Source organism: Bacillus sp. TH13 (assembly GCF_016651175.1).
Lineage (GTDB): Bacteria > Bacillota > Bacilli > Bacillales > Bacillaceae_G > Bacillus_A > Bacillus_A thuringiensis_S.
The window spans coordinates 958,116-975,551 of the sequence record NZ_JAEKEJ010000025.1 but is presented as its reverse complement, the minus strand read 5'-3'; the positions used below and the strand labels follow the sequence as shown (position 1 = coordinate 975,551).

Sequence of the window (17,436 nt, the reverse complement as noted above, 5' to 3'; positions counted from 1 at the left end):
TCGTTACTTATGCTAGTCCGGTGTACACTATGTTTTCATTTTCGAAATATGTATTTTTAGGAATTCTATAACTTTTTCTATACAAATAGTCGGAAAAACGCTAGAATACATGGTAGACCATTTTTGTAATAGGAGTGTAGAGCTGAATGTTACATCAATTTTCACGTAATGAATTAGCCTTCGGTAAAGAAGGACTTGAAATATTAAAAAATAGTACAGTTGGTATTTTAGGAATTGGCGGCGTAGGGTCATTTTCGGCAGAAGCGTTAGCACGTTCTGGCGTAGGGCGTCTCGTATTAGTTGATAAAGACGTTGTAGATATTACAAACGTAAACCGTCAAATTCATGCTTTAGTATCTACTGTTGGACGTTCAAAAGTAGAATTAATGAAAGAGCGTATTGCAGACATTAATCCAGAGTGTGAAGTAATTGGACTAGAAATGTTTTATACAGATGAAACATATGAAGAGTTCTTTAAACACGGTTTAGATTTCGTAGTAGATGCATCTGATACAATTACGTTCAAAATCCATTTAATTAAACAATGTTTACGTCGTAAAATTAAAATTATCTCTTGTATGGGTGCTGCAAATAAAATGGACCCAACTCGTTTCCGTATTGCGGATATCTCTAAAACACATACAGATCCAATTGCGAAAGTAATTCGTACGAAGCTTCGTAAAGAGGGTATTAAAAAAGGTGTAAAAGTTGTCTTCTCTGACGAAAATCCAATCGTAATTCGTGAAGAAGTACGTAAAGAGATCGTACCAGACGAAAATGCGAAAATTCGTAAAGCGAAATTACCACCTTCATCAAATGCATTCGTACCATCTGTGGCAGGCTTAATTATGGCAAGTCACGTTGTACGTGAACGTATTAAAAACGTAGAAGTGAAACGTGTGGGGCAAGAATAAAGTGAAAGCATATATCCATTTTGGATATATGCTTTTTTATATGTATTAAAGAAATATAGATATTTGCATTACTACTAGTTCAAATGTGAGCAAGGCTAGTAAGTAATGATTATATTTACCCAATCTATTTTGGGCGTTTCTTTGTATGACAGGGAGGAATGTTATTGTCAATCTTTGTTGTTAAATCGATATCCTTTGTCGAATCGTTGATATATTGCAAGTTGTGATAGATATATTCGAAAAATCGTTGGTATAATTTCATTTACCGATATATATGGTTCACCGAAAACAAACAAGGATGTCACTTAGTTAAAAAAGTGACATCCTTGTTTTTAATTCTCTGCAGAATAAATAATATCTAAATTCCCGTTTTGATCGGTTTTGAAAATCGGGGCAATTTGATCTTCTTGCTCTTCGACTGAAACAAGTTTTCGAGCACGATCCATAATTCTAACAAGCATTGCGTAATCTTCTTCGATTGCTTGTTGTTTTTTTGTGAGTACCGCTAATTTTGCTTCAAGTTCATTATTCGTTTTTTGTAGGGAAGTGAGCTGATCTTGTAATACATCATTTTCAGTTTGCAACTTTTCGATTGAAGGGTTATTATGTTCCATGTTTTGCAAAAATGAGATGACATTTTGCATTGTAAGTTCCTGTTTACTTGGCGTAATATCTTCTGAAAACTCAGCATCGATTACGAGTTGTTTCGTTTTCGTGAACTGATTTTTTTCTATTTTAGCTTCAGAACGCTTTAATTCTTTACGTTGTTTTTTTGCAATCTGCACTGCATCTTCGTAATTCGCTCGTACTTCAGCATTCCATCTAAAGCCACAAGCTGCTGAAGTGCGGTTCAACGCATCGCCGACTTCATCAAATGCTTTTATTTGTGTACTTCCGCTGCGAATATGTCGTAAAACAGTTTCTGCTAAAAGGAGATCATCTTCTTTTGTCCATGCATCTTGACGTGTTTTCATAAGCGAAGCCTCCATAATGGTGACGTTTTCGTTTATGTTACCCTTTATTTTTCGTTTTATTCGAAGTTTGTAATCTTTCATAAACAGTAGAAAGTGCTTGCTCAAATTTTCCTGTCGTTTTCGGTTTATAATATTGCTTGTTTTTTATTTTATCAGGTAAGTATTGTTGCCTTATCCAGCCGTTTGGATGGTCGTGTGGATATAAATATCCAATGCCTCTTCCAAGTGATTCTGCGCCTTTGTAATGACTATCTTTTAAATGGCTTGGAATGTCACCTGTTTGACCGTTACGTAAATCGTGTAATGCAGCATCAAGTGCTTTATAAGCTGAATTTGATTTTGGTGATAAGCATAGCTCGATAACGGCATTTGCAAGTGGGATGCGTGCTTCTGGGAATCCGACTCGTTCAGCTGATTCAATTGCAGCTAGTGTACGCGGTCCAGCTTGTGGGCTAGCAAGTCCAATATCTTCATAAGCCATAATAAGAAGGCGTCTGCCAATACTTTGTAAATCACCTGCTTCAATAAGGCGTGCTAAATAATGGAGCGCTGCATTTACATCACTTCCGCGCACTGATTTTTGAAATGCTGATAATACGTCATAATGAGCATCGCCGCCTTTGTCGTGAACGAAGCTCTTCTTTTGTAAGCATTCTTCTGCAATCTCGAGTGTGATTTCAGCCGCTTGATCGTCTGTAGTAAAGCTGGATAATACAGCAAGCTCAAGTGCGTTATAAGCGGAACGCATATCACCACCAGAGGCGTTTGCAAAGTGATGTAGTGCTTCATCCGTTACCGTTACAGCATATTTTCCAAGGCCTTTTTCTTTATCTTCTAAAGCTCTTTTTAACCCAATTAAAATATCATCTTCTGTTAGTGCGTGTAATTCGAAAATTTGACATCTGCTTCGAATAGCGGAGTTTATTGCATGGAATGGATTACTTGTCGTTGCACCAATTAAAGTAAGAAGTCCGCTTTCTAAATGAGGTAATAGAAAGTCTTGTTTTGCTTTATCTAGACGGTGAACTTCATCTAAAATTAAAACGAGGTGTCGATGCATCTTCGCTTCTTGTACGACAACTTCCATATCTTTTTTATTGTGAGTAACAGCGTTTAATAGACGAAACGGGGTACCGGTACTTCCTGCAATTGCACTGGCAATGGATGTTTTTCCTGTACCTGGAGGACCGTATAAAATCATAGATTGAAAATGATTTGCTTGGACCATTCGCCATAAAATCTTTCCTTCACCAACTAAATGCTGTTGCCCAATAATTTCTTGAATATTTTTAGGGCGCATTCGATGTGCGAGTGGTTGTTTCATTTAGACCGTCTCCCTTAATATATAATCTCGTTCTATCGTATCATTTTTTTCTACGGAGTTTGAAATAGGATGTTGTTTTATGGGAAAAATGAAGGTGAATATTTTCATTTTTCTTTCAATTGTAATAATTTCCGAGTTTTTCAATGTGATTTTATGTTATCATTTTGATACACAAGTTGAAATTTCTTATAATACTATATTATGCTATAATTTCATAGGATTTTAAATTGTGTTCTTTTTATAAATAAGATATAACCAATAGAAGTGAAAATTTGAAAAGAGGTGCAAAATAGATGAAGATTTCAACAAAGGGCCGCTATGGCTTAACAATTATGATCGATCTTGCAAAAAAGTTTGGTGAAGGTCCAATTTCATTAAAATCAATTGCGCAGGCGCATGACTTATCCGAGCATTACTTAGAGCAATTAATTTCACCACTTCGTAACGCTCGTCTTGTAAAGAGTACGCGAGGTGCATATGGTGGATATGTATTATCTGATCAACCAGCTAACATTACAGCTGGGGATGTAATCCGTGTATTAGAGGGACCGATTAGTGTTGTAGAAATGATAGAAGAAGAAGAGCCAGCACAGCGCCAGTTATGGATGCGTGTTCGTGATGCGGTGCAAGAAGTGTTAGATAGTACAACGTTAGAAGATTTAGTACGTTATGAGGAAGAAAATCACGGGGGCTATATGTTTTACATTTAATTCCTTGTGAAACGATTTGGAAAGAAGGAGATTTAATGGAACGCATTTACTTAGATCATGCTGCGACATCTCCGACTCACCCAGAAGTGGTCGAAAAGATGATTCCATATATGACAGAAATATTCGGGAACCCGTCTAGTATTCACTTTTACGGACGTCAAACTCGTCACACAGTAGATGAGGCGAGACGAGTGTGTGCACGCAGTATTCATGCGAATCCGAATGAAATTATATTTACGAGCGGTGGTACAGAAGCTGATAATTTAGCGCTTATAGGTGTAGCACGTGCGAACCGTCATAAAGGTAACCACATTATAACGACGCAAATTGAACATCATGCGATTTTGCATACGTGCGAATTGTTAGAGCGTGAAGGGTTTGAAGTGACATATTTACCTGTCGATGAAACAGGGCGCATTCAAGTTTCTGACATACAAAAGGCATTAACCGAAGAGACGATTCTTGTATCTGTTATGTTTGGGAATAATGAAGTAGGGACAATGCAACCAATTGTGGAAATAGGAAAGCTGCTGAAGGAGCATCAAGCTTATTTCCATACAGATGCGGTACAAGCTTACGGTTTGGTAGAAATTGATGTGAAAGAGTTTGGTATTGATTTATTATCCATTTCAGCCCATAAAATTAACGGACCAAAAGGTGTAGGGTTCTTATACGCTGGTGCAAATGTGAAATTTGAGCCGTTATTAATAGGCGGAGAGCAAGAAAGAAAACGCCGTGCTGGTACGGAAAATGTGCCTAGTATTGCTGGGCTTCAGCATGCAATTCTTATTGCTGAAAAAACTCGTGAGCAAAAAAATGCCCAATATGAAGAGTTTAAAGATATAATGGTATCTGTCTTCAAAAATGAAGGCATTACTTTCGAGGTAAACGGAAACTTAGAACATCACTTACCGCATGTGCTCAATGTAAGTTTTACAGGAATGAACATTGAACCGTTCCTTGTGAACTTAGACCTAGCTGGCATTGCAGTATCAAGTGGTTCTGCTTGTACAGCTGGTTCGATTGATCCATCACATGTATTAGTAGCGATGTTTGGAAAAGACTCCGATCAAATACGTTCATCCGTACGCTTTAGTTTTGGACTTGGAAATACGAAAGAGCAAATTGAAAAAGCGGCGTACGAAACAGTGAAAATCGTGAAGCGATTAACACAAAATTAGTATGGGAGGTGACATGATGAACAAACTACCTCACGAAACACGCGTTGTCATCGGTATGTCCGGTGGCGTCGATTCATCTGTAGCAGCACTTTTATTAAAAGAGCAAGGTTATGATGTAATCGGAATTTTTATGAAAAACTGGGATGATACAGATGAGAATGGTGTCTGTACAGCAACTGAAGATTACAATGATGTAATTGAAGTGTGTAACCAAATCGGTATTCCGTATTATGCAGTAAACTTTGAAAAACAATACTGGGATAAAGTATTTACGTACTTCTTGGATGAGTACCGAGCTGGTCGTACACCAAATCCAGATGTAATGTGTAATAAAGAAATTAAATTTAAAGCATTTTTAGAGCATGCAATTGCGCTTGGTGCTGATTATGTAGCAACAGGCCATTATGCACGCGTTGCTTATATGGACGGCGAATATAAAATGCTTCGCGGCGTTGATGACAATAAAGATCAAACGTACTTCTTAAATCAATTAAGCCAAGAGCAATTATCAAAAACAATGTTCCCGTTAGGTGAATTAAAGAAACCGCAAATTCGTGAAATGGCGAAAGAAGCTGGCTTAGCGACAGCGGCGAAAAAAGATAGTACAGGCATTTGCTTCATTGGTGAGCGTAACTTTAAAGATTTCTTAAGTAACTACTTACCAGCGCAACCAGGTGTGATGCAAACATTATCTGGTGAAGTGAAAGGGAAGCATGACGGTTTAATGTATTATACAATTGGACAACGTCATGGACTTGGAATTGGTGGTAACGGTGATCCATGGTTTGCTGTTGGGAAAAACCTAAAAGAAAACATTTTATATGTTGATCAAGGATTCCATAACGAACTTCTATATGGTGATGAAGTTATTGCTACCAATGTAGGATGGGTAAGTAACAAAGCAAAAGAAACAGAATTTAAGTGCACGGCGAAATTCCGTTATCGTCAAGAAGATAATAAAGTAACGGTTCAAATCGTTGATGAAAATACAGTTCGTATTCTTTGTGATGAGCCAATTCGTGCAATTACACCAGGACAAGCAGTTGTTTTCTATGATGGAGATGAGTGCTTAGGCGGTGCTACAATTGATGAAGTATACCGTAGTGCTAAGAAATTGGATTATTTAGGATAAATGAGAAGCCTCTGCCGATTAGCGGTTAGAGGTTTCTTTTACATAAAGCGAATTTTCGTTCGCTTGGAAAATACATTCTTTGTTATAATTTGTTGTAGAGGTGAAGGACATGTCAAACAAACTTGAAACAGGTATTCAATATATGCAAGAAGGAAATTGGGAAGAAGCAGCTAAAAATTTTACAGAAGCAATCGAAGAAAATCCGAAAGATGCGCTTGGATACATTAATTTTGCAAATTTATTAGACGTATTAGGTGATAGCGAGCGAGCGATTTTATTTTATAAACGTGCACTAGAGTTAGATGATAAATCTGCAGCTGCCTATTATGGTTTAGGAAATGTATATTATGGCCAAGAGCAATTTACTGAGGCGAAAGTTGTATTTGAACAAGCAATGCAAGCTGGATTACAATCAGCTGATGTAACATTTATGTTAGGTATCACACATGTACAGCTTGGAAATGATCGTCTTGCACTACCATTCTTACAAAGAGCAACAGAATTAGATGAAAACGATGTAGAAGCTGTATTCCAGTGCGGACTTTGCTTCGCGCGACTAGAACACATTCCAGAGGCGAAACCTTATTTTGAAAAGGTATTAGAAATGGATGAAGAGCATGCAGATGCGTATTACAATTTAGGTGTTGCGTACGTATTTGAGGAAAATAATGAGAAGGCTCTTGCTTTATTTAAGAGAGCAACTGAAATTCAGCCAGATCACTTTTTAGCTGGTAATGGTGTTCGTTTATTAGAGCAAGAAGTTGAATAAGGTGAAAATATAGTTAATGGGTAGTTATCTCTCATCTAAAGAGGTGGGGGATGTACTGCTCATTAAAGTGAAAATATCGGAAAGGAGAGGCAAGATGGGAAATCAACATGCAATGGATTTGTTTGAGGAAGAGAAAAAGTTTATAAAAGCGCAAGTTCTTCATACCATTTTCCACAACGAAGAAAACCTCTATTCCGTTGTCAGTATGAAAGTCATTGAAACGAATGAAACATATGACGAAAAGAAAGTAATGATAAACGGTCATTTTCCCCGCATGCATGAAGATGAAGTGTTTACATTGACAGGTCACTTTAAGGACCATCCAAAGTATGGAAAACAATATTTGGTTGAAACATTTAAAAAAGAATTGCCGCAAACAAAAGCAGGTATGGTGCAATATTTAGCGAGTGATTTATTTAAAGGGATAGGAAAGCGTACAGCTGAAAAAATTGTGGACCATCTCGGGGAACATGCTATTTCTAAAATTATGGATGACCCTGAGGCGCTAAATGGTGTTGTTAACAAACAAAAATCTCAGGAAATATATGAGACAATTGTTGAACATCAAGGATTAGAGAAAGTAATGAGCTTTTTAAATGGTTACGGTTTTGGAACGAAACTGTCTATTAAGATTTACCAGCAATATAAAGAGATGACATTAGAAGTGATTCGTAATAACCCATATCAGCTTATTGAAGAAGTGGACGGGATTGGATTTGGAAGAGCGGATGATATAGGACGTGCGTTAGGGATATCGGGTAATCATGATGATCGTGTACGTGCGGGATGTTTTTATACGTTAGAAAATGTATCATTACAACTTGGCCACGTTTATATGGGGAAGGATCAACTTGTAAGAGAAACGATGTCACTTTTGAATAACCAAGAAGGAAGAGTGACAGAGGAAGATATTATAGGTTGTATTGAAATGATGCAAAGTGAAGGGAAAGTTATCATAGAAGAAGAACGAGTATATTTGGCCTCGTTGTTCTACTCTGAAAAAGGCGTTGTAAAGTCCATTCGCAGGCTTATGAACCAAGAAGAAACACCTTCATTTCCTGAAGCCGAGGTGTTAAAAACATTAGGTGAAATTGAAGAACAGCTAAACGTGCAGTATGCACCGTTTCAGCAAGAAGCGATTCAAACGGCACTTCATAAGCCGATGATGTTATTAACAGGTGGACCAGGAACGGGGAAAACAACTGTTATTAAAGGGATTGTTGAAATGTATGCATCATTGCACGGATTATCGTTAAATCTGAATGAATATAGTGATGATAATCCATTTCCAATACTATTAACAGCTCCAACAGGAAGAGCAGCGAAGCGGATGAGTGAATCGACAGGACTTCCAGCTTGCACAATTCACCGTTTGCTTGGCTGGACGCCAGAAGGATCTTTCCAGCGTAATGAAACGGATCCTGTCCAAGGTAAGCTCCTTATTATTGATGAATTTTCAATGGTTGATATTTGGCTTGCAAATCAGCTATTTAAGTCGCTACCGACGAACATTCAAGTTATCGTTGTAGGTGATGAAGATCAGTTGCCATCTGTAGGACCTGGACAAGTATTAAAAGATTTATTAAATGCAGGCGCAGTTCCGACAGTGAAGCTTACTGAAATTTATCGTCAAGCAGAAGGCTCATCTGTTATTCAACTTGCCCATGCAATCAAAGACGGCACGCTCCCGCCAGATTTAGCACAAAATAAAAAAGATCGTTCATTTATCAGCTGTACAGGGGCTCAAATTGTTGAGGTTGTGAAAAAAGTTTGCGAAAATGCTAAAACAAAAGGATTTAGTGCAAGGGATGTCCAAGTATTAGCACCGATGTACCGCGGGCCTGCTGGTATTAATGTATTAAACGAAGCATTGCAACAAGTATTTAATCCGAAGAGGGAAAAGAGTAAAGAAATTGCTTACGGTGATGTTGTATACCGAAGAGGCGATAAAGTACTGCAACTCGTTAATCAGCCAGAGAGCCAAGTGTTTAATGGTGATATTGGAGAAATTGTTTCGGTGTTTTATGCGAAAGAAAACGTTGAGCAACAAGATATAATTATCGTTTCATTTGATGGAATTGAGGTAACGTATACAAAGCCCGATTTAAATCAAATTACGCATGCATATTGTTGTTCCATTCATAAATCACAAGGTAGTGAATTTCCGATTGTTATTATGCCGATCGTGAAAAGTTACAACCGTATGTTACGTCGTAATTTAATTTACACGGGCATTACAAGAAGTAAGAAGTTCCTTATTATTTGCGGGGAGGAAGCAGCTTTCAAATCTGGTGTAAATCGGCTTGATGATGCAATGCGTCAAACAACTTTGGCTAGTCGCTTGCAGGAATCACAAGGAGAAGTACAGATGGTCACAGTTAATGGCGAAGAAATGGACGTGGAAAACATTTCACCGTATGATTTCATGTAACAAGGTGAAATTATATAGTGAAACTTTCAAACGCATAGCGTTGAAAGGCTCCAGCAATGTATAAACGAATGCAGTTTGGACATAATGGCGAATAGAATCTGGGAGTCTGTAAGGAGATGAAAGCCATATGTTCATTTGTCCAAATTGCAAAGGGAAAGACATTGGAAAAATAGGTGTCAACCAATTTTATTGCTGGAATTGTTATATCGAATTATCGGTTTCAAAGGGGAAAATCCATACACATCAAGTTGAGGAAGATGGTTCATTAAGCTCTCTTGATGATTTATTTGATGAGAATGAAAGAACGATCGGATAACGAAAAGGGGGATTTACTTTGAATCTACGCAATTCATTAATCGCATTAGGTGTTGGAGCTGCAGCATATCAATATGCTCGTAAGCAAGATGTATTTTCAAAACGCAATATGAAAAAAGCACGTAAGATGATTAAGTCTTACTTATAATCATTTCGATAAAGTGAAAAACTCCCTTATTGACGAGGGAGTTTTTTTATGCGCTCATATGCAAATAAAAAAGTCCGATTTCTGAGAAAAGATAAGATAGACCGTAGCAGCCAACGCCGAGTATTCCATACTGCCATAATTGCTTCGCTTTTTCTTTACGTGAGGAACGAATAAAGAACCCCTTCCAAATACCAAACCCGATACAAATCCATTCAAGAATCATAAAAAGTGTTGATAATCCAAGCATAAACAAAACCATAATTAGCCCTCCTGATTATATTAATTCATGCTGTATTCTCAGGGGTGGTTGTCCTTATTATGTTATTTATATGTACGTCTTTAAAAAACAGTATGGTCCGTATGAAAAGATTTTAAAAGTTTCGCACATAACCTACCCCATTTATTTTCAAAATAAAGGTGGAGGAGGTTTTTCATGTGAAGAATCTTAAAATCATTTGGATATATCGTTTAGGATTATTGTTACTTGTTTTTCTTTGTTTGCTCGTCTTTTTAAAAATTAAGCCACTATGGGCACCAATTATTTTTGTATTTAAAGTAGCAATCACGCCATTTCTTATCGCTTGTTTTATTGCGTATTTATTGCACCCTTTAATTGAAAAAATCCATAAGGAAGGGATGCCCCGTACACTTGCCATTTTGCTCATTTATATCCTTTTCTTTGGCGGAATTGGTTATGGGATTTATAAAGGAACGCCAGTCGTTATTAAACAGCTACAAGAGATTAATGAACAATTTCCGCAGTTTACAAAAATGTACGATTCGTGGATGGATGGCGTTACAGAACAAACAGCGAATTTCCCTTCGTTCATTCATGAAAAGGTGAAACAACTTTTTGTGGGTGTGGAAACGAAGATTCAAGCGCTTTTAAATAAAGTGATGAGTACAGCTCGTGGTGTACTCGATTCATTGCTTATTATTTTCTTAATACCGTTCATTGTATTTTACATATTAAAAGATTATGGTGAGTTTTATCATATCTTTTGGAAACTAGTCCCAAGTAAATGGCGAGGTACGGGGCAAATGCTTGCGAAAGAAATTGATAAGTCACTTGGAAGTTATATTCGAGGACAGTTATTTGTTTGTTTAGTATTAGGGGGAGTATCAGCTCTTTCTTTTTGGTTTATCGGTATGAAATATCCATTATTGCTTGGCATTATTATTGGGGTAACGGATATAATCCCGTACTTCGGTCCTATTTTAGGAGCGATCCCGACGTTAATGATTGCAGCAACAGTATCAACGAGTTTACTTATTAAGGCGGGGATCACGATTGCTATTTTGCAATTTGTGGAGAGTAACATTTTATCGCCTTACATCGTTGGTAAGTCACTTCGTATGCATCCCGTTATTATTATGCTTGCCTTACTAGTTGGGGGAGAGGTAGCTGGGATTGTAGGATTACTAATATCGGTTCCCATTTTAGCAGTTATTCGCACCGTCATTGTTCATGTGAGGCCTCTCTTGAAAAAAGAAGATGTGTAAGTATAGAAGCCCTCTATGTAAGAAATAGAGGGCTAATCGTATATTTATTTAGAAATCTGCTCGTGTATCTTATGAACGAGGGAGCTCACATCATTTGTTTGAATATGTTTTATTTTTTTCCATTCGTTATCATACATAAATACAATTTGATTGTTGAAAAGACGCTTTTGTTCTTTTAAATTAGAAATTTTTGCGAAAGAGTACTCTTCAAATATTGGATTGTTACTTACATCTGGTCCATAAAAGAATAGCCTTTTGTCCGTTAAAATCAATAGGCCTGGTCTCGCGACGGAACGATAAATAAATATGTCTAATGAACATGCTGCGTAAAATAATATCGTTTCGTCAGTCGCTAATATGTTTTTAGCTTTGCTAAGTAAGGTTGTCATTGTGATCGCCCCTTTATTTTATTAACAATAATTTAATTATAGCAAAAAAAGTAATATTTAGAAATTTTTAGAAATTATTCTTATAAGGAGATTCCGATTTGTTAATAAACGCATAATATATGAAAAGGCTGTTAAGAATGAATAGTAGAATACTTATGATTAATAAGCAATTAATACAATATAAATGATTATCTACATTGACAAACTTAAGAGAATTCTATTATATTTAGTCATATAATACATTAAATCAATGACGGAACAAGTACGTTACAGTCCATTTATAGAGAGAAGCTTCCATATGGCTGAAAGAAGCTTTAAATGAAGGGTAACAGAAAGCTAATCCTGAGAGCAGCTAATCACTGCCGTCTTGCCACGTTACGGCACCATGAGGTGATGAATTGATTGTTCTTGTAATCAATTCATAATTAGGGTGGTATCGCGAGTTAACTCTCGTCCCTTTTATAGGGACGGGAGTTTTTTATATTTAAGGAGGAAAATACAATGAAACAACTAACAGGCGCACAAATTCGTCAAATGTTTTTAGACTTTTTCCAAGAAAAAGGACATGCAGTAGAACCTAGTGCATCACTAGTTCCACATGAAGATCCATCTCTTCTATGGATTAATAGTGGTGTAGCTACATTAAAAAAATATTTTGATGGACGTGTAATCCCGCAAAATCCACGTATTACAAATGCTCAAAAATCAATTCGTACAAACGATATTGAAAACGTAGGGAAAACAGCTCGTCACCATACATTCTTTGAAATGTTAGGAAACTTCTCAATTGGTGATTACTTCAAAGAAGAAGCAATTACGTGGGCTTGGGAATTCTTAACGAGCGACAAATGGATTGGATTCGATAAAGAATTACTATCAGTTACAATCCATCCAGAAGATGAAGAAGCATTCACAATTTGGAATGAGAAAATGGGCGTTCCAAAAGAGCGTATTATCCGTTTAGAAGAAAACTTCTGGGATATTGGTGAAGGACCAAGTGGACCGAATACAGAGATTTTCTATGACCGCGGGGAAGCTTACGGTAATGACTTTAGTGACCCAGAATTATATCCAGGTGGAGAAAACGAGCGTTACTTAGAAGTATGGAACCTTGTATTCTCTCAATTTAACCATAATCCAGACGGTTCATATACACCACTTCCTAAGAAAAACATTGATACAGGGATGGGTCTAGAGCGTATGACATCTATCGTTCAAGATGTGCCTACGAACTTTGATACAGACTTATTCATGCCGATGATTGGTGCAACAGAATCAATTTCTGGTGAGAAATATCGTAATGGCGATTTAGAAAAAGATATGGCATTTAAAGTAATTGCTGACCATATCCGTACAGTAACATTCGCTGTTGGTGACGGTGCTCTTCCATCTAACGAAGGTCGTGGTTATGTATTACGTCGTTTATTACGCCGCGCTGTTCGTTATTCGAAGAAATTAAACATTAACCGTCCATTCATGTTTGAATTGGTACCGGTTGTTGGAGAAGTAATGAAAGACTTCTATCCAGAAGTACTTGAAAAGAAAGATTTCATTGCGAAAGTTGTGAAAAACGAAGAAGAGCGTTTCCATGAAACACTTCATGATGGTGAAGCAATTTTAGCTGAAGTTATTGCAAAAGCAAAAGAAGAAAAAACAACTGTTATTTCTGGAGTAGATGCGTTCCGTCTATATGACACATACGGTTTCCCAATCGAATTAACAGAAGAATATGCAGAAGAAGCTGGTATGACAGTTGACCAAGAAGGCTTCGAAAATGAAATGGAAAAACAACGTGAGCGTGCACGTGCTGCTCGTCAAGACGTTGACTCAATGCAAGTTCAAGGCGGTGTACTTGGAGAAGTTAAAGTAGCGAGTGAGTTCGTTGGTTACGGTACAGTTGCAACAGAAAGTAACGTTGTTGCACTTGTGAAAAACGGTGAATACACAGACAGCTTACAAGCTGGTGAAGAAGGACAATTAATGCTTGATGTAACACCATTCTATGCTGAGAGCGGTGGACAAATTGCAGACCGTGGTTACCTTCTTGCTGACGGCGTGAAAGTTCTTGTAAAAGACGTACAAAAAGCACCAAATGGTCAAAATTTACACAAAGTAGCTGTGGAAGAAGGCACGTTAACGAAAGATGCAGCTGTGAAAGCTGTTATCGATACGAAAAACCGTAGTAGCGTTGTGAAAAATCATACAGCAACTCACTTACTACACCAAGCATTAAAAGACGTACTTGGAACGCATGTTAATCAAGCAGGTTCTCTTGTAACTTCTGAACGTCTACGCTTTGACTTCTCTCACTTCGGTCAAGTGCAAGCTGACGAATTAGAAAAAATTGAGCGTATGGTAAACGAGAAAATTTGGGAAAGTATTAACGTTGAGATTTCTCAAAAATCAATCGGAGAAGCAAAAGAAATGGGCGCAATGGCATTATTCGGTGAAAAATACGGAGATGTTGTACGCGTTGTACAAGTTGGCGATTACAGCTTAGAGCTTTGCGGTGGTTGTCACGTTGATAATACAGCTTCTATCGGTATTTTCAAAATCGTTGCTGAGTCTGGTATCGGTGCAGGAACTCGTCGTATTGAGGCGGTAACTGGTAAGTCTGCATACGAATTAATGAACGATCAAGTAGGTTTATTAAAAGAAGCAGCAGGAAAAATGAAAACAAATCCGAAAGATATTTTAACAAGAGTTGATGGTCTATTTGCTGAAGTGAAACAACTTCAAAAAGAAAACGAATCTCTTGCTGCGAAATTAAGCAATATCGAAGCTGGAAACTTAACTGATTCTGTAATGACAGTTGATGGTGTGAATGTATTAGCAGCGAAAGTAAATGTTGCAGATATGAACAACTTACGTACGATGATGGATGATCTAAAAAATAAATTAGAGTCAGCAGTTGTTGTATTAGCATCTGTTAATGACGATAAAGTAAACATCCTAGCAGGTGTAACGAAAGACTTAATTAGCCAAGGTTACCATGCTGGTAAACTTGTGAAAGAAGTAGCTTCTCGTTGCGGCGGTGGCGGTGGTGGCCGTCCTGATATGGCACAAGCAGGCGGTAAAAACCCGGCTCAAGTCGAAGAAGCTTTAGCATTTGTACAAGAGTACGTTAAATCTGTTTCAAAATAAAGAGATAGTAGTGTACAATGGTAGGGAGAGGAGAAGTTCTTCTCCCTATACTTACTATATAAGTGAGGTGCTTGAAATGGACGGTTTTGATAAAACAATGAAGTTTAGCATTCAAGATGAAAAACAGAGTGTCCATGTAAATGATGTACTTTTAACTGTGTATGATGCACTTCAAGAAAAAGGCTATAATCCGATTAACCAAATCGTCGGTTATTTATTAAGTGGAGACCCAGCATACATACCTCGCCATAAAGATGCACGAAGCATCGTTCGTAAGCTTGAACGTGATGAAATCATTGAAGAGCTTGTGAAGTCTTACTTGAAACATCATCGTGAGGAGTAGTTTATGCGGATATTAGGTTTAGATGTAGGTACAAAAACAGTCGGAGTTGCAATGAGCGACGAAATGGGCTGGACAGCACAAGGATTAGAAACAATTAAGATTAACGAAGAACGAGGTCACTTTGGTTTTGATCGTATTTCTGAGTTAGTAAAGCAGTACAATGTGGACAAAATAGTAGTAGGTTTACCTAAAAATATGAATGGTACAATTGGTCCACGTGGTGAAGCGTGCCAACAATTTGCAGAAAACCTACGAGAGCTGTTACAATTAGACGTTGTAATGTGGGACGAGCGTTTGTCGACGATGGCAGCGGAACGTCTACTCATTTCAGCGGATGTAAGCCGTAAGAAGCGAAAACAAGTAATCGATAAGATGGCTGCAGTCGTAATCTTACAAGGATTTTTAGATAGTAAATAAGAGGTGACCAAAATGGAAGAAAATCAAATTACAATTGTAGACGAAAAAGGTAACGAACATTTATGTGAAATTATTTTCACTTTTGATGCTGAAAAATTTGGTAAAAAATCATACGTAGTCTTCTCTCCAATCGGTGAAGTAGACGAAGATGGAGACCCAATTTATGATGCAATGGCTTATGAGCAAAATGAAGAAGAGGGCGGAAGTTTACTTCCAATCGAATCTGAAGAAGAGTGGGAAATGGTACAAGAAATGTTCAACACTCTTGCTGATGAGCAAGAAGCTGAATAATAAGTACTGAAAAGATGGACGACATACAGTCCATCTTTTTTTGTATTTATATGTAAAATGAAAGATTTTTTGTCGAAACTGTGTAATCCTTTGTAGTATAATGAGACGGATTGTAGAAAAATAAAATGGATACTAAAAAAGATAGGCGAATTTGTTGTGGCTTTCCATCATGCTGTATAGAAACATATACATATGGTCTACAATTGAATAAGGAGGAAGAGTTTTGATAGAGAATCAAGTGAAAAAGAAGCGTAGACGCATCTTTTTATTTTCGATTATTGCACTGCTTTTAGTTTGTGGTTCAGTCTATGCGTATATTTCATCCGCATTAGGACCAGTTGATAGCGGGAATAAAAAAGAGATTGAAGTAGAAATTCCGAAAGGATCATCTACAAGTAAAATTGGAGAAATTTTAGAAGAAAAAGGCGCTGTGAAAAACGGTACAGTTTTTAGTTTTTATACAAAGGCTAAATCGAAAAGTTTACAAGCAGGTACATATTTATTAAATCCTTCGATGAATGCTAAAGATGTTATCGAACAAATGTCATCTGGCAACGTGCATCGTCCAGCTCTTTATAAAGTGACGATCAAAGAAGGAGCCCAAGTAACTGAAATTGCAGAAACGATTGCGGCAGAACTAAAGTGGAATAAAGATGATGTTACGCGTCAATTAAACGATAAAGCATTTATTCAAAAAATGCAGCAAAAGTATCCGAAGTTATTAACGGATAAAATCTTTGATAGTAATATTAAATACCCATTAGAAGGTTATTTATATCCTGCGACGTATTCATTTTATAAGAAAGATACGACGTTAGAAGAAATCGTAATTCCGATGCTTGAGAAAACAAATGCAATCATTGTTCAAAATGAGGCAAAAATGAAAGCGAAGAACTGGGATGTTCATCAGCTTTTAACATTATCTTCACTTATTGAAGAAGAGGCAACTGGTTTTACAGATCGTCAAAAGATCTCTAGTGTCTTTTATAATCGTTTAGCGAAAGGTATGCCGCTTCAAACGGATCCAACGGTATTATATGCACTTGGAAAGCATAAACAACGTGTATTATACGAAGATTTAAAGGTAAACTCACCGTACAATACGTATGTTGTAAAAGGATTGCCGGTAGGGCCGATCGCAAACTCTGGTAAACATTCAGTGGAAGCTGCGTTAGAACCTGTGCAAACAGATTATTATTATTTCTTAGCTGCACCAAGTGGTGAAGTGTACTATGCCAAAACATTAGAAGAGCATAATGCATTAAAGCAAAAATACATTACGAAAAAACAGTGAAATGGGGAGGGATAGCGAAAAAAGTCGCACATCCCTCTTTTTTGTGGTAAAATATATCGGGTTAAAAACTGGCAGAAGAATCGTTTTTAATATCAAAACGGGACATACAAGCTAAGGGTAAAACTGGCTTGTATTTTTATTGCATTCTATGTGGGAA

18 protein-coding genes and 1 other annotated feature are annotated in these 17,436 nt (G+C 37.2%); of the genes, 14 read left to right on the top strand and 4 right to left on the bottom strand.

Features of this window, described 5'->3' with window-relative positions; translation table 11 throughout:
* Positions 1-146: 146 nt before the first annotated feature.
* Positions 147-914: a tRNA threonylcarbamoyladenosine dehydratase gene (locus JFU02_RS13325; protein ID WP_000903182.1), complete on the top strand. Its 768-nt coding sequence runs from the start codon at positions 147-149 to the stop codon at positions 912-914.
* Between the two features lie 332 nt (positions 915-1,246).
* On the opposite strand, the gene JFU02_RS13320 is transcribed toward JFU02_RS13325, so the two are convergent.
* Positions 1,247-1,888, bottom strand: a complete 642-nt coding sequence (locus JFU02_RS13320) for an RsfA family transcriptional regulator (RefSeq protein WP_000857698.1) — start codon at positions 1,886-1,888, stop codon at positions 1,247-1,249.
* 37 nt (positions 1,889-1,925) lie between these two features.
* Positions 1,926-3,212: a replication-associated recombination protein A gene (locus JFU02_RS13315; protein WP_061666269.1), complete on the bottom strand. Its 1,287-nt coding sequence runs from the start codon at positions 3,210-3,212 to the stop codon at positions 1,926-1,928.
* 293 nt (positions 3,213-3,505) lie between these two features.
* Between JFU02_RS13315 and cymR the strand changes: the two genes are divergently transcribed.
* The 7 genes from cymR to JFU02_RS13280 all read left to right on the top strand — a co-directional run bounded on the left by cymR (position 3,506) and on the right by JFU02_RS13280 (position 9,898).
* Entirely contained in the window at positions 3,506-3,922 is a 417-nt protein-coding gene (gene cymR / locus JFU02_RS13310) for a cysteine metabolism transcriptional regulator CymR (protein ID WP_000704116.1), read from the top strand.
* A gap of 35 nt (positions 3,923-3,957) precedes the next feature.
* Positions 3,958-5,103: a cysteine desulfurase family protein gene (locus tag JFU02_RS13305; RefSeq protein WP_000439890.1), complete on the top strand. Its 1,146-nt coding sequence runs from the start codon at positions 3,958-3,960 to the stop codon at positions 5,101-5,103.
* A 16-nt stretch (positions 5,104-5,119) separates the two neighbouring features.
* On the top strand, positions 5,120-6,235 hold the full coding sequence (gene mnmA / locus JFU02_RS13300; RefSeq protein WP_001038009.1) for a tRNA 2-thiouridine(34) synthase MnmA: 1,116 nt from the start codon (positions 5,120-5,122) through the stop codon (positions 6,233-6,235).
* Between the two features lie 109 nt (positions 6,236-6,344).
* The gene (locus JFU02_RS13295; protein WP_000066410.1) at positions 6,345-7,004 is read left to right on the top strand and encodes a tetratricopeptide repeat protein; all 660 of its coding nucleotides are present in this window, start codon (positions 6,345-6,347) and stop codon (positions 7,002-7,004) included.
* 94 nt (positions 7,005-7,098) lie between these two features.
* Entirely contained in the window at positions 7,099-9,435 is a 2,337-nt protein-coding gene (recD2, locus tag JFU02_RS13290; RefSeq protein WP_086407255.1) for an SF1B family DNA helicase RecD2, read from the top strand.
* A gap of 127 nt (positions 9,436-9,562) precedes the next feature.
* Entirely contained in the window at positions 9,563-9,751 is a 189-nt protein-coding gene (locus tag JFU02_RS13285) for a hypothetical protein (protein ID WP_000469281.1), read from the top strand.
* An 18-nt stretch (positions 9,752-9,769) separates the two neighbouring features.
* Complete coding sequence (locus JFU02_RS13280) at positions 9,770-9,898, top strand: YrzQ family protein (RefSeq protein ID WP_001053553.1); 129 nt, start codon at positions 9,770-9,772, stop codon at positions 9,896-9,898.
* Between the two features lie 46 nt (positions 9,899-9,944).
* Here JFU02_RS13280 and JFU02_RS13275 read toward each other — a convergent pair whose 3' ends face one another.
* Positions 9,945-10,157: a hypothetical protein gene (locus tag JFU02_RS13275; protein WP_000242540.1), complete on the bottom strand. Its 213-nt coding sequence runs from the start codon at positions 10,155-10,157 to the stop codon at positions 9,945-9,947.
* Positions 10,158-10,333: 176 nt separating this feature from the next.
* On the opposite strand from JFU02_RS13275, the gene JFU02_RS13270 reads away from it, so the two are divergent.
* Positions 10,334-11,401 carry an AI-2E family transporter gene (locus JFU02_RS13270; RefSeq protein ID WP_000793128.1) on the top strand — a complete coding sequence of 356 codons (1,068 nt, stop codon included), beginning with the start codon at positions 10,334-10,336 and terminating at the stop codon, positions 11,399-11,401.
* Between the two features lie 44 nt (positions 11,402-11,445).
* On the opposite strand, the gene JFU02_RS13265 is transcribed toward JFU02_RS13270, so the two are convergent.
* Positions 11,446-11,790, bottom strand: coding sequence for a PH domain-containing protein (locus tag JFU02_RS13265; protein ID WP_086407254.1), 345 nt, complete (start codon positions 11,788-11,790; stop codon positions 11,446-11,448).
* 241 nt (positions 11,791-12,031) lie between these two features.
* Positions 12,032-12,251 (top strand) — a binding site (T-box leader).
* A 40-nt stretch (positions 12,252-12,291) separates the two neighbouring features.
* Between JFU02_RS13265 and alaS the strand changes: the two genes are divergently transcribed.
* The 5 genes from alaS (at position 12,292) to mltG (ending at position 17,279) form a co-directional block, all read left to right on the top strand.
* Positions 12,292-14,934, top strand: a complete 2,643-nt coding sequence (alaS, locus tag JFU02_RS13260) for an alanine--tRNA ligase (protein ID WP_000811810.1) — start codon at positions 12,292-12,294, stop codon at positions 14,932-14,934.
* 76 nt (positions 14,935-15,010) lie between these two features.
* Positions 15,011-15,277, top strand: coding sequence for an IreB family regulatory phosphoprotein (locus tag JFU02_RS13255; protein ID WP_000348591.1), 267 nt, complete (start codon positions 15,011-15,013; stop codon positions 15,275-15,277).
* Between the two features lie 3 nt (positions 15,278-15,280).
* A complete protein-coding gene (gene ruvX, locus JFU02_RS13250) occupies positions 15,281-15,694 on the top strand; it encodes a Holliday junction resolvase RuvX (protein WP_001221202.1) in 414 nt (137 codons plus the stop codon).
* A gap of 12 nt (positions 15,695-15,706) precedes the next feature.
* A complete protein-coding gene (locus tag JFU02_RS13245) occupies positions 15,707-15,985 on the top strand; it encodes a DUF1292 domain-containing protein (RefSeq protein WP_000392245.1) in 279 nt (92 codons plus the stop codon).
* A gap of 223 nt (positions 15,986-16,208) precedes the next feature.
* Positions 16,209-17,279 (top strand): endolytic transglycosylase MltG, encoded by a 1,071-nt coding sequence (gene mltG / locus JFU02_RS13240; RefSeq protein ID WP_000572140.1) that lies wholly within the window; start codon positions 16,209-16,211, stop codon positions 17,277-17,279.
* The last annotated feature ends 157 nt before the right edge of the window (positions 17,280-17,436 follow it).

What these genes read in the sequence shown, in the direction of transcription:
- JFU02_RS13245 (WP_000392245.1), top strand. Translation starts at nt 15,707, where the DNA reads ATGGAAGAAAATCAAATTACAATTGTAGACGAAAAAGGTAACGAACAT.
- ruvX (WP_001221202.1), top strand. Translation starts at nt 15,281, where the DNA reads ATGCGGATATTAGGTTTAGATGTAGGTACAAAAACAGTCGGAGTTGCA.
- JFU02_RS13285 (WP_000469281.1), top strand. Translation starts at nt 9,563, where the DNA reads ATGTTCATTTGTCCAAATTGCAAAGGGAAAGACATTGGAAAAATAGGT.
- JFU02_RS13305 (WP_000439890.1), top strand. Translation starts at nt 3,958, where the DNA reads ATGGAACGCATTTACTTAGATCATGCTGCGACATCTCCGACTCACCCA.
- recD2 (WP_086407255.1), top strand. Translation starts at nt 7,099, where the DNA reads ATGGGAAATCAACATGCAATGGATTTGTTTGAGGAAGAGAAAAAGTTT.
- cymR (WP_000704116.1), top strand. Translation starts at nt 3,506, where the DNA reads ATGAAGATTTCAACAAAGGGCCGCTATGGCTTAACAATTATGATCGAT.
- mnmA (WP_001038009.1), top strand. Translation starts at nt 5,120, where the DNA reads ATGAACAAACTACCTCACGAAACACGCGTTGTCATCGGTATGTCCGGT.
- alaS (WP_000811810.1), top strand. Translation starts at nt 12,292, where the DNA reads ATGAAACAACTAACAGGCGCACAAATTCGTCAAATGTTTTTAGACTTT.
- JFU02_RS13255 (WP_000348591.1), top strand. Translation starts at nt 15,011, where the DNA reads ATGGACGGTTTTGATAAAACAATGAAGTTTAGCATTCAAGATGAAAAA.
- JFU02_RS13265 (WP_086407254.1), bottom strand. Translation starts at nt 11,790, where the DNA reads ATGACAACCTTACTTAGCAAAGCTAAAAACATATTAGCGACTGACGAA.
- JFU02_RS13320 (WP_000857698.1), bottom strand. Translation starts at nt 1,888, where the DNA reads ATGAAAACACGTCAAGATGCATGGACAAAAGAAGATGATCTCCTTTTA.
- JFU02_RS13295 (WP_000066410.1), top strand. Translation starts at nt 6,345, where the DNA reads ATGTCAAACAAACTTGAAACAGGTATTCAATATATGCAAGAAGGAAAT.
- JFU02_RS13315 (WP_061666269.1), bottom strand. Translation starts at nt 3,212, where the DNA reads ATGAAACAACCACTCGCACATCGAATGCGCCCTAAAAATATTCAAGAA.
- JFU02_RS13325 (WP_000903182.1), top strand. Translation starts at nt 147, where the DNA reads ATGTTACATCAATTTTCACGTAATGAATTAGCCTTCGGTAAAGAAGGA.
- JFU02_RS13275 (WP_000242540.1), bottom strand. Translation starts at nt 10,157, where the DNA reads ATGGTTTTGTTTATGCTTGGATTATCAACACTTTTTATGATTCTTGAA.